Here is a 261-nt window from a genome sequence, read left to right on the forward strand (position 1 = left end):
TGGCTAATGTCCACCAGCGCAAAGCATTCTTTCTCCCGATGTAATGCACAATAGTATAACGATGATTAGCTTCGTCCTCTTCCAAATCACAAGTATTATTCGCCAGCATCAAGTTAGCAATTAACAAGGTACTTGGTAAAGCAACAAGGAAGGTTGATGCCAAAGTTGCAAAATCCCAAACAAAAACAGCACTCGTATTGATATATACACAGATCAGAAAAATTAAGTAGCCCATTGTTAAACCACTGGCCAGCTCACCTA

The 261-nt window shown here is 39.8% G+C and carries 1 protein-coding gene; it reads right to left on the reverse strand.

What is annotated here, in order from left to right:
* The coding region (locus ETC27_RS18070; RefSeq protein ID WP_369333511.1) for a UbiA prenyltransferase family protein at positions 1 to 261 on the reverse strand (261 nt) is incomplete at both ends.

Source organism: Onishia niordana (assembly GCF_004798965.1).
Taxonomy (GTDB): Bacteria; Pseudomonadota; Gammaproteobacteria; order Pseudomonadales; family Halomonadaceae; genus Onishia; species Onishia niordana.